The 12260-nt window shown below is 46.4% G+C and carries 7 protein-coding genes and 6 tRNA genes; all 13 read left to right on the top strand.

Annotated features, from left to right (window positions below; all coding sequences use genetic code 11):
• The first annotated feature begins 15 nt into the window (after positions 1-15).
• The 13 genes from ABIA61_RS26320 (at position 16) to glmS (ending at position 11965) form a co-directional block, all read left to right on the top strand.
• Positions 16-91: transfer RNA gene (locus ABIA61_RS26320), tRNA-Lys, on the top strand.
• Between the two features lie 11 nt (positions 92-102).
• Positions 103-183: transfer RNA gene (locus ABIA61_RS26315), tRNA-Leu, on the top strand.
• A 10-nt stretch (positions 184-193) separates the two neighbouring features.
• Positions 194-268: transfer RNA gene (locus ABIA61_RS26310), tRNA-Gly, on the top strand.
• 5 nt (positions 269-273) lie between these two features.
• Positions 274-350: transfer RNA gene (locus ABIA61_RS26305), tRNA-Arg, on the top strand.
• Positions 351-368: 18 nt separating this feature from the next.
• A tRNA-Pro gene (locus ABIA61_RS26300) sits at positions 369-442 on the top strand.
• 9 nt (positions 443-451) lie between these two features.
• Positions 452-522, top strand: a tRNA-Gly gene (locus ABIA61_RS26295).
• 739 nt (positions 523-1261) lie between these two features.
• A complete protein-coding gene (gene ppc / locus ABIA61_RS26290; protein ID WP_283653457.1) occupies positions 1262-4054 on the top strand; it encodes a phosphoenolpyruvate carboxylase in 2793 nt (930 codons plus the stop codon).
• Positions 4055-4243: 189 nt separating this feature from the next.
• Positions 4244-4810, top strand: a complete 567-nt coding sequence (gene sigW, locus ABIA61_RS26285; protein WP_149096482.1) for an RNA polymerase sigma factor SigW — start codon at positions 4244-4246, stop codon at positions 4808-4810.
• 149 nt (positions 4811-4959) lie between these two features.
• Positions 4960-5580, top strand: coding sequence for a zf-HC2 domain-containing protein (locus ABIA61_RS26280; protein WP_283653456.1), 621 nt, complete (start codon positions 4960-4962; stop codon positions 5578-5580).
• Between the two features lie 221 nt (positions 5581-5801).
• Complete coding sequence (cdaA, locus tag ABIA61_RS26275; RefSeq protein ID WP_283653455.1) at positions 5802-6635, top strand: diadenylate cyclase CdaA; 834 nt, start codon at positions 5802-5804, stop codon at positions 6633-6635.
• Positions 6632-8101 (top strand): CdaR family protein, encoded by a 1470-nt coding sequence (locus ABIA61_RS26270; RefSeq protein WP_283653454.1) that lies wholly within the window; start codon positions 6632-6634, stop codon positions 8099-8101. Before cdaA ends, ABIA61_RS26270 begins: the two co-directional genes overlap by 4 nt.
• Before the next feature lie 58 nt (positions 8102-8159).
• Complete coding sequence (gene glmM, locus ABIA61_RS26265) at positions 8160-9500, top strand: phosphoglucosamine mutase (RefSeq protein WP_014278283.1); 1341 nt, start codon at positions 8160-8162, stop codon at positions 9498-9500.
• Positions 9501-10132: 632 nt separating this feature from the next.
• On the top strand, positions 10133-11965 hold the full coding sequence (gene glmS, locus ABIA61_RS26260; protein WP_404581472.1) for a glutamine--fructose-6-phosphate transaminase (isomerizing): 1833 nt from the start codon (positions 10133-10135) through the stop codon (positions 11963-11965).
• Positions 11966-12260 lie beyond the last annotated feature (295 nt).

Below are 12260 nucleotides of genomic sequence, written 5' to 3'. Positions count from 1 at the left end.
ATCCCCAGCCATTAAGAGCCATTAGCTCAGCTGGTAGAGCACCTGACTTTTAATCAGGGTGTCGAAGGTTCGAATCCTTCATGGCTCACCATTTTATTACATGCGCGTGTGGCGGAATTGGCAGACGCACTAGACTTAGGATCTAGCGTCTTTGACGTGGGGGTTCAAGTCCCTCCACGCGCATCTTGTTTTTGCGGACGTGGCTCAGCGGTAGAGCATCGCCTTGCCAAGGCGAGGGTCGCGGGTTCGATTCCCGTCGTCCGCTCCATATTTGCGCCCTTAGCTCAGCTGGATAGAGCGTTTGACTACGAATCAAAAGGCCGGGAGTTCGAATCTCTCAGGGCGCGCCATTTTAAAAAATTATACGTCGGGATGTAGCTCAGCTTGGTAGAGCACCTGGTTTGGGACCAGGGGGTCGCATGTTCAAATCGTGTCATCCCGATATTAATTTGCGGGTGTAGTTCAATGGTAGAACTTCAGCCTTCCAAGCTGATAGCGTGGGTTCGATTCCCATCACCCGCTTACTGATTACCTAGAAGCCGAGAGGCTTCTTTTTATTTTGTCCACATTACATGAGCTTTCTCTGTGTATAGGTTATTGCAAAAATCTCCTGTCATGCACAGTTGGGGATGACTTGTGCATATTGTACATAGGCGCTCGTTACTTTTAACACCCAGATCCCGTATTTCCCCTTTTACGTATCCCTTTCTCCTGTAGTAAGGCTAATTTTGTGATCAAATTCCTTCGATATAGGAATCCTATGACCATTAACGATCCGGATTCATGGTGATAACTCCAAGGCAGCTGTATTGAGTTGTACACAATGGCTTCTTTTTATGTGGGTATAGCTGAGTCTGGAAGGAAAAATAGCTCGGAAATATTGAAATTATGGTTGATTTGTGTATATCTTTGTGGATAGAAGCTTATTGGGTTTCACTTTGTCAACAAATAATAAGCATATGCAGATAATGATGCATGTTTTTTTGTTTAGGAAATCATGCTGTTTATAACACCTGTGCATAAAGTTTCGATGATTCTCTAGGCCATAAAGAAATTTCGTTTATTAAATTTCATTTTTATGCATAAAAAACCAATATATTCTCAAAAAAAGTATTTTAAAAGCGTGACTTTTTACTGTAAATTTTGCAGCTTTTCACGCGTTTTTATTGTATGATGTTAAGAAAGTGTCAAATTTCGTGTGTATACGTACCTTTGCAACAAAGCTGTATTTGGTGTGAACAGATCAGATGGGGGGAAAAGCATGACTGAGCTTACGTTAACCGCTAACAAAAACCAATCCAACAATCTGCTACGGCGGGACGTTCGTTTTCTGGGGAATATTCTTGGTGAGGTTTTGGTTCATCAGGGTGGCAACGAACTTTTGGATATCGTGGAAAAGATACGTGAGACAAGTAAATCGTTACGTGCCGGGTATCAGCCGGAGTTGTATGAGAATTTCAAACAAATCGTTAGCGGACTGGATACGGACATTCGTCACCAGGTTATTCGCGCGTTTGCGATTTATTTTCAGTTAGTGAATATTGCCGAGCAAAATCATCGTATCCGCCGCAAACGGGACTATGAGCATTCTGCTGGTGAAGATGTTCAACGTGGTTCAATTGAAAGCTCTGTTCAGGAGCTTAAACAGGGTGGATTTTCGGCTGAGGACGTTAGCAGTCTGCTGGAGGAGCTTTCACTGGAGCTGGTTATGACCGCACATCCTACAGAAGCCACGCGACGGGTGATTTTGGACATTCACAAGCGCATTTCCGAGGACGTCATGCTGTTGGATAATCCTATGCTTACCTTGCGGGAGCGGGAACAGGTGCGGGAAAATCTGCTGAATGAAGTGATTACACTATGGCAGACAGACGAACTTCGTGATCGTAAGCCAACTGTGTTAGATGAAGTTAGAAACGGGATGTATTATTTTCATGAGACTTTGTTTCATGTGCTGCCGGACGTATACCAAGAATTGGAACGATGTTTAGGCAAATATTATCCTGAGCAGAAATGGCATATTCCGACCTATTTGAGATTTGGCTCCTGGATCGGTGGGGACCGGGACGGCAACCCGTCTGTTACGGCTCATGTTACTTGGGAAACGTTACGTATGCAGCGTAAGCTGGCTTTGAGAGAATATCAGCACACGCTGAAGGAATTTATGGGTTATCTGAGCTTTAGCACTAGCATTATACGTGTCTCTGATGATTTGCTGGCTTCTATTGAGGAAGACCGGACCCATATTACGCTTAAAAAGATGGAAGTGTGGCATAACGAAAAAGAGCCTTATCGCATCAAGCTGGCCTACATGATAGCCAAGGTGAATAATATCCTGGATGAAAGCAAGCAGGGCACGAAGGAACGTTATAGCTCTGCTGAAGAGCTTATTGCGGATCTGAACGTTATTGACGACAGCCTGCGTCATCATTTTGCGGATTATGTGGCAGATACTTATATTCAAAAGATGATTCGTCAGGTAGAGCTGTTCGGCTTCCATACGGCTACGCTGGATGTACGTCAGCATAGTCAGGAGCATGAAAATGCAATGACTGAAATCCTCTCTAAAATGAATATTGTTGCGGATTATGGCAAGCTCCCTGAGGAAGAAAAAATAGACCTGCTGGAAAAGCTGCTGAACGAGCCTCGTCCGATCACGTCGCCGTATTTGAAATATAGCGACAGCACGCAGGAATGTCTTGATGTATATCGTACGATTTATCTGGCTCAGGAGGAATTTGGCAAGCAATCCATTACAAGCTACTTGATCAGTATGACTCAGGGAGCAAGCGACTTGCTGGAAGTTATGGTGCTGTCTAAAGAAGTGGGTCTGTTCCGTATCGAGAAAGATGGCACAGTCGTATGTACACTGCAATCCGTTCCTCTATTTGAAACGATAGATGATCTGCATGCTGCCCCTAGTATTATGAAGAGGCTGCTGAATTTGCCTGTATATCGCCAATCTGTGGCAGCAATGGATCAGCTTCAGGAAATCATGCTGGGATATTCAGATAGTAACAAGGACGGCGGTGTGGTGACGGCGAACTGGGAGCTTCGGGTTGCGATGAACAGCATTACGGAAGTGGTTAATGAGTTCGGCGTAAAAGTGAAGTTTTTCCACGGACGCGGGGGAGCACTGGGACGCGGAGGAATGCCGCTTAATCGCAGCATTTTGGCCCAACCTCCTCATACGATCGGAGGCGGCATCAAGATTACGGAGCAGGGTGAGGTACTCTCATCCAGATACTCGCTCAAGGGCATCGCTTATCGGAGCCTGGAACAGGCAACGTCAGCTCTGATTACCGCAGTAGCATATAACCGTTCCGGTAAGAAGGAAGTGTTCGAGGAGAGCTGGGAAGAGATCATTGCCCGTATTTCCGAGGTATCGCTGGAGAAGTATCAGGATTTGATTTTCCGCGACCCTGATTTCTTCACTTTCTTCAAGGAATCAACGCCATTGCCTGAGGTGGGTGAGCTGAATATCGGCTCTCGTCCGTCCAAGCGTAAGAACAGTGAACGTTTTGAGGACTTGCGCGCAATTCCATGGGTTTTTGCATGGACGCAAAGCCGTTACTTGCTGCCTGCTTGGTACGCGGCCGGAACTGGGCTGCAAAGCTTCTATCAGAACAATGAGGATAACCTCAAGGTGCTGCAAACAATGTTTAAGGAATCAGCTTTCTTCCGCTCCCTTATTGATACACTGCAAATGGCGATTGCGAAGGCGGATTTACTGATTGCAGAGGAATATGCAGGGATGTCCGATAATGAAGAGGCTCGCCAGCGCATTTTCGGACAAATTTCAGCGGAATTCAAGCTGACGTCCGAGCTGATTTTGAAAATAACAGGACAATCGGAAATTCTGGACGATGTGCCGGTAATTCAGGAGTCCATCCGGCTGCGTAATCCTTATGTCGATCCGTTAAGCTACTTGCAAGTTCAGTTGCTTAGTGAGCTACGCGAACTGCGTGACCAGAACGGGGACGATACGGAGCTGCTGCGTGAGGTACTGTTAACCATTAACGGAATCGCCGCAGGGCTGAGAAACACAGGCTGATACAGCTTGGCGCATGAATACAGGCAATCGGGCGCTTATGGGTGCCCGATTGTGCTGTCTGCATGCATATGACGGAGCAGGAGTCCTATTGGGTCAACGCTACAGTTGATTTTCCAATAAAATTGAACTACGATGAATTATCATAACAATGTAATGAGCAACCCATCAGCAAGTCTGGGGGAGTATAGAGTGGATAATATGGAAAGCCGCTTGGTTAGGCTGGTGCAGAAAGGTGATCAGCGAGCTTTTGCGGAGTTAGTCGAGTTATATAAAGATCGGATTTTTCATCTTTCCTACCGGATGCTAGGTAATCGCCATGAGGCGGAGGATCTGGTGCAGGAAACTTTTTTGCGTGTATATCGTAATTTGGAAAAATATGATCATGGGCAGAAGTTTTCAACCTGGATTTACCGGATTGCGACGAATCTGTGCATTGATCGTCTGCGAAGGAGAAAGCCTACATATTCACTGGATGCTGAGATGAATGAGCAGGAAGGTGTGGATGGCTATGCAATGCTCGCCAGCGAAGAGCTCACACCTGAGGGCCATACGCTGTTGTCCGAGACACAATCCTTAATTCATAATGCCATTGACAGCCTTCCAGACAAATACAGGACAATTATGGTTTTGCGTTACTTGCAGGAGCTTTCCTTGCAGGAAATTAGCGATGTGCTTAATCTTCCGGTCACTACCATTAAGACAAGGGTTCACAGGGGCCGGGATTTTCTACGCAAAAAATTGGAGCACAAGCTGTAAATCATGTGTTCAGGGTCTTGAAAAGTGCTCGCACAGATGTTTTTGTGAAACATATTGCTCGTTGTAGCGTATGTAAAGTGAGCAAAGTTTCTAAGCCGGAGCATGTTATGTAGAGAAACACGGAAGAATATTAGAAAGGATTGGCTCATATGGATTGCAAACAAGCCGTCTCTTTTATGCATGACTATCTGGATGGCGACCTGTCCGAGCAGGACAAACAGGAATTAGAGCATCATTTGTTCACCTGCCCGGAATGCCGCATGCGTTTTAAAGAGCTGGAGCGGACGGATGCGATGCTTTATGGTACACGGCATCAAGTGCCGTGTGTATCGGATGAGCTGACACTTCGCATTATGAATGCTTTGCCGCCGCATAGAAGAGCGCCAATTGTGCCTATGCTGACTTGGGTAAAAAGGCACCCGGCTGTTACGGCCGCAGCTTTCTTTCTTGTTATTATATGCTCAAGTATGGCAAGCTTTTCAACCACAGACCATCAATTGGTAGTCAAGGGAAGCCATCTGGATCAGGTTGTTATTCAAGGGGATACTGTAATTGTGCCTGAGGGTAAATCCATTGCTGGAGATTTGACCGTGCAAAATGGCAAGGCTCGGGTATATGGCGATGTGGAAGGCAATGTAACTGTAATTGACGGTTCTTACTATCAAGCGTCTACAGCACACATTGCAGGACAGGTCAAAAGTATTGATCAAACCTTGGACTGGATTTGGTATAAAGTTACTGATTTGTTCGGAGATACGTTCTCTCCATAAAAGAAGCTTGAACTGGCAAGAATGATATCGAGCGCCTCTTCCGCTGGAAAAGGCGCTTTTTTTGTATATGAAGCTGGCGATTTGTACTGTATTTTACTGATTTTAGTGGTTCTTTTGTCGTGCGGCTTGCAACGCGGGCCTTATCGTTATAACCTAGATAGAGAGAACATACTGTGTACATATTACACTCACTCACTACAGAAAATTGCGGGGGCATGCGCATGTTGGATTATTTCGCGGACCTGACTTGGAAAGAGTCCATTAAAGATATTATCGACATCCTGATCGTAACCTATATTATGTATCAGCTTATTTTACTTGTTCGCGGAACGCGTGCAGTTCAATTGCTTAAAGGAATTCTGTTCCTGGTCGTCATTTGGGCAGTTAGCACGTGGTTTGATCTGTATACGCTCAAGTGGCTGATGAATCAGATGTTCACCTTTGGTGTGGTAGCTATTTTCATTATTTTTCAGCCTGAATTGCGCCGTGCCTTGGAACAACTGGGGCGAGGCAAGCTGTTTGGGCGTTCGTCTGCGGATGATGAGGAGATAAACAAGTTAATCGGGGAAATGATTAAGGCGCTGAATTATTTATCACGTAGAAAAATAGGGGCTTTGGTCGTATTTGAACGCGAAACGGGGCTAAACGAATACACGGAGTCTGGTATCAAGACACAGGCAGTGGTCAGTTCCGAATTGCTTATCAACATCTTTATTCCAAATACGCCTCTGCATGATGGTGCAGTTATTATTCAAAATAAGCAGATTGCTTCTGCGGCCTGTTACTTACCACTGTCGGAAAATCCGTTTATCAGCAAGGAGCTGGGAACTCGTCACCGGGCAGCGATTGGGGTGAGTGAGGTAACGGATGCCGTAACTGTGGTGGTATCAGAGGAGACAGGGCAAATTTCTTTGGCTATCAATGGGCAGGTCGTGCGCGATATTAAAGAAGAATCCTTAATATCCAAGCTGTATGAGGAGCTGCGGCCGACACCGACTTTGAAGGAAAAACGCGGCTCATTCTGGAATCGGAGGGGAGGCCGTGGAAATTCATGATGGACAAATGGATTAACAACAATACGATTTCTAAAATATTGGCACTCGCGGTTGCCGTCCTGCTGTGGGGAATGGTTCATCTGGATACAGGTACGCCTTCGTCCACGCTGACCGTTTCTTATGATAATAAAGTGATTGATAATGTAGGTATTCAGGCCAGCGGTCTGGATGAGTCAAAATATGTATTATCTACAATGGATACTGACCATGTGAAGATGGAGGTTAGAGGACAGCGTTCCGTGCTGACTTCTTTTTTCGCAGATAATTACCAGGCCCAATTGGATTTAAGTGGGTTGGGAGCAGGCACCAAAACCTTGCCACTCGTAGCGAATCTGCCCAATGGCGTGGAGTTGGTATCTATGACTCCTAGTCGTGTGACAGTCACGATTGAGGAAAAGCAAACGAAATCATTTGATGTTTCTATTGTTTCCAAGGGTAAACCGGATACCGGCTTGCAGCTCGGAGAGCCTGTGGTTGCCCCTCAAACGGTGAAGGTCACCTTGCCTAAAAGCCAGTTGAGTACAGTGGCTGCGGTGCAGGGGGCTGTTGATACGGAGGGAATCTCGGAGAAGTTTGAACAGAAACGGGTGAAGCTGAAGGCTTACAACAAAAAGGGGCAGGAACTTACAGGAGCGGTTATTGAGCCTTCCACAGTGTCTGTTGAAATCCCGGTAACCCAGCAAACGAAGTCCGTGCCTGTGAAAATTGTCTATTCCGGAGAGCTGCCGAACGGTTTGGCGCTTTCCAAAGTAAATGCAAATGTAAAAGAAGCGATCGTATACGCCTCGCAGGATGTTTTGAGCAGCCTTAGCTCCTATGTTACGGCTACACTCGATCTGAGCCAATTAACGGAAGCAGGGACCCACACAGTTCAAGCTAATTTGGCAGCGCCCGCCGGTTCTGATAAAATCGAGCCTGGCTCGATACAAATTCAGGTGACAGTTGTGCCATCTAATCAGGTGACCGATGCGGAGCGAACATTGTCAGGCATTCCGATTGTTGTGCAGGGGGCAGCAGACGGGACGACTGCGACGATTACAACGCCTGCAGACAAGACGATGGATGTTACTGTGAAGGGGCCGCAGGATATGATCAGCAATTTAACCAACGATGATATTAGTTTGGTTGCAGACGTGAGTGGTCTGGAGGCTGGTCAGCATGAGGTTGCTTTGAAGGTAGGCTTGCCCAAATACATTACGCAATCCGGAAACGCCAGCCAGCTAACGGCAACGGTGAACATTGAGAGCCCTTCAACGCCGGCTGTAACGAATCCAAGCAGTGGGAATGAATCAACCCCTTCCGGCAGCGGTAATAAGGGGCAGGAGAGGCCACAGGAGGGCCAGAGCGGTCAAGGCGGCTCCTCTGATGCGAAACCCGGGGACAATGCGGCTGCGGAGGATAAAACAAATCCTCATAACGGCGCAGATTCTTCTGCAAATGGAACCCCGGAGAGCGGTCAGCCATAACATGATTTATCTGTAGTAAATATTTAAGGTTCATTAGACAAAAAAGGGAGTCATTATCATGGGGAAATATTTTGGTACAGATGGTGTACGAGGCATTGCTAATCAGGAACTTACAGCAGAACTGGCATATAGTATTGGCCGTTGCGGCGGATATGTTTTAGCAGGGAATGTAGAAAAACCAACAGTTGTTATCGGTATGGATACACGGGTGTCCGGTCTGATGCTGGAATCGGCGCTTGTAGCCGGTTTGCTGTCTATCGGGGCTAATGTGGTTCGTCTGGGTATCGTTTCAACGCCGGGAGTCGCTTATCTTACACGTCAATTGAAAGCGGACGCTGGTGTAATGATCTCGGCTTCCCACAATCCGGTGGAAGACAACGGCATTAAGTTTTTTGGCGGCGACGGGTTTAAACTGACAGATGAAACGGAACTGAGAATCGAAGAGCTGATGGATGCCAAGGAGGATCAATTGCCTCGTCCAATTGGTGGCGGATTAGGTACGGTTGTTGTAGACGAGCATTCTCGCTACGATTATCTGGAGTTTTTGAAAACAACGATTAGCCATTCTTTTGAAGGGCTCAAAATCGTACTGGATTGTGCGAACGGAGCGGCTTATGAGCTGGCGCCGAAGCTTTTTGCGGAATTGGGAGCCGAAGTGCACACCATCGGTGCGGAGCCAAACGGGCTGAATATCAACGATCATTGCGGTTCAACTCATCCTGAAAAGCTGAAAGAGGAAGTACGCCGTTTGAAAGCCGACATTGGTCTGGCCTTTGACGGCGATGCAGACCGTCTGATCGCGATTGATGAAAACGGTGAAGAGGTAGACGGCGACTATATCCTTTGTATCTGTGGGGATGCGCTGAACCGCGCTGGAAAGCTCAAGGACAGCACTATTGTATCGACTGTGATGAGTAATATTGGTTTTTACAAAGCAACAGAAAAGCTGGCGCTCAAGACTGCAAAAACTGCGGTTGGTGACCGGTATGTGATGGAAGAAATGCGCCGGGGCGGCTTTAATCTGGGCGGTGAGCAGTCTGGTCACGTTATTTTCCTCGATTACAATACGACGGGCGACGGCATGTTGACCGGGATTCAACTGGTGGATACTCTGAAAGCTTCCGGTAAAAAGATGAGTGAGCTGAAATCGCTCATGAAGCAGTATCCGCAAGTGCTAGTTAATGTGCGTGTACAGGACAAACGCAATTACGAGGGCAATCCTGCCATTGCAGAAGCGATTGAGCAGGTGGAACAGCAATTGGGTGATAATGGACGCGTATTGGTTCGTGCTTCCGGTACAGAATCGCTTATTCGTGTTATGGCTGAAGGGCCAGATAAGGATGAGCTGGAGCAATTTGTAGGACAGATCGTAGATGTTGTAAAAAAAGAATTAGTTTAAAATTTTGTAAACGTTGGTTGCCTGTTCAAAGTAAGCAGGCAACCGCGTTTGCAGATATTATTTTTAATTGAATACTTACCAGAACTTGCTAATATGAATAAAGTGTCATTGCCAAATGATGCTGAGCTGAATATAATATAGGGATGTTGTGACTCAGAAAGAGAAAGCGAGGGTTGTAAGGTAATGTAATACAAGCGCCAGAGCTTGATTTTGCGCGGGGGAACTTGTTGGTGAGGCAGATCATTCAATTTCGATGATGTTGCTCACAGATGGGTTCACGGCAAAGCGAGCTGACGAGGTGAAGGTGTTCGAAACATTCGGCGGGGACCTTCCGGTGAGGCATCGACCCGTAAATCGGCAGCGGAAAATAAGCAGGCAACTGTTTACACAACGCACCGATAGATGCTTTTATTTTATAACCTAAATTATAAGATTCATTTCATGAATGTGCGGCCATCATCATTGGCGTGCGCGGTTTGGGAATTTCGTTACATTCGTGAAGAGATGCCTGTAATTTTCTATAGTTATCATTGACAACTTCATAGATGAATGAACTTTATTCCGCAATCTACCGCACACGTTAGTCCTGTGATGAGTCGCCCTGTGAAATGATGATCGGGAGGATAACGAATATGTGTGGCATTGTAGGATATATTGGTGATCAGAATACGCAAGAGGTATTGATTGACGGGTTGAAAAAGCTGGAGTACCGCGGTTATGACTCTGCGGGTATTGCCGTGTTTACAGATTCAGGACTGAAAGTAGCCAAGGCAAAAGGTCGTTTGGCGAATCTGGAAGCGAAGCTGGATGGTGCGCCGCTGGTAGGCCATGCAGGCATCGGGCATACACGTTGGGCAACACACGGTAAGCCTTCAGATGAAAACTCCCATCCACATTTGGATGAGAGTCAAAAGTTCTCCGTGGTTCATAACGGGATTATCGAGAACTATCTGGAGCTGAAAGAACAGCTGATCAGCGAAGGTCATACCTTTATTTCCGAAACGGATACGGAAGTTATTTCCCATCTGGTTGCGCGTGAATATAAAGGAGATATCGTCAAAGCGGTACAAAAAGCAATTACCTTTATGCGCGGTGCCTTTGCACTGGGTGTGCTGACAGAGCACGAGCCTAATAAGCTGGTAGCTGTTCGTCAAGCTAGCCCGCTGGTTATTGGTGTGGGAGAAGGCGAGAACTTTATCGGTTCCGATATTCCGGCTATTCTGAAATATACACGCAATGTATTTATTTTGAACGATGGCGAAATGGCTGTTTTGACCAGTGATGCCGTCGAATTAATGACAATCGAAGGCCAATTTATTTCTCGGGAAATGATTCATGTCGAATGGGATGCTGTAACAGCGGAAAAAGGCGGCTATGAACATTTCATGTTGAAAGAAATCCACGAACAGCCTAAGGCTTACCGTGACACAATGTTGGGCCGAATCGACAAAGAAACTAAAAGAGTTGTTCTTCCTGAGTTGAAGCTGACAGAAGAACAAATTAAAAATATTCGCAATATTCAAATCGTTGCTTGTGGTACAGCCTACAATGCTGGTTTGATTGGTCGTACGGTTATTGAAAGCATGGCTCGTATTCCGGTGGAAAACGACGTGGCTTCCGAGTATCGTTATCGTTCGCCAATCGTAACACCAGAGACATTGGTAATCGTAGTGAGTCAATCCGGTGAAACTGCCGATACGTTGGCAGCACTGCGTGAAGCACAAGCGAACGGCGCTCATGTACTGGCGATTACAAACGTAGTTGGCAGCTCCATTGCCCGCGATGCAGATGATGTGTTGGTTACACTGGCAGGACCTGAAATTGCCGTAGCTTCCACCAAGGCATATTCTTCGCAGTTGGTTGCGTTTTACCTGTTTGGTCTGTATCTGGCTCAAGTACGTGGCACACAAACGGATGAGCAAGTAGCTCAAGTGTTGGCTGCTATGGAATCACTGCCAGAGCAAGTGGAAGAAATGCTGGGTAAAGCAGATGCGATCAAAGCCTATGCTGAGCAAATCGCCAGCCACAAGCACCTGTTCTTTATTGGTCGCGGTCAGGACTATGCTGTAGTACAGGAAGGCTCCCTGAAGCTCAAGGAAATCTCTTACATTCATTCCGAGGCTTATGCTGCGGGTGAGTTGAAGCATGGTACACTGGCATTGATCGAAGACGGTATTCCGGTTATCGCTTTGGTAACACAGGAATCCGTGTTGGAGAAAACCGTGAGCAATATCAAGGAAGTGAAGGCACGTGGTGCAGATGTTCTTGCGATTACGTACGAAGAGCACGCTGTTGAGTTGTTGAAGTCCGTGGATCAGGTATTTGCAATTCCGAAGACACTTCCAATCCTGTCTGCTGCGATTTCGGTTGTATCTCTCCAACTGCTGGCTTACTACGCTTCCCTTGCACTGGGTCATGATGTTGACAAACCACGTAACTTGGCGAAAAGTGTTACTGTAGAATAAGCTTTAGTAAATTCTAAACACAAATGTCTACAGACAATAAAGTTATGTACTAAACAATAAAGTTGTGTACTAAATATCAAGGAAACATAATAAAAGAATCACTTTTAGTAAAATCAAAAGGGGGTGTCCCAAAAGCCATGAAATGGCTGCTTGGGACGCCCCTTGGTTTTTTGAGTAGGCTGCGCGTGAGCACATGGGTGGACGCTCCGCGAACAGACCGTTGTTCCAATCGCTGATATGAACGAGACCTGTCAATCAGCGGTTGAAACTCCACCTGGTTTCCTCTTCATTCCCT

The sequence above is a fragment of the Paenibacillus sp. RC21 genome, from assembly GCF_044907935.1.
Taxonomy (GTDB): domain Bacteria; phylum Bacillota; class Bacilli; order Paenibacillales; family Paenibacillaceae; genus Paenibacillus; species Paenibacillus terrae_A.
This window is presented reverse-complemented; position numbering and strand designations above follow the sequence as displayed.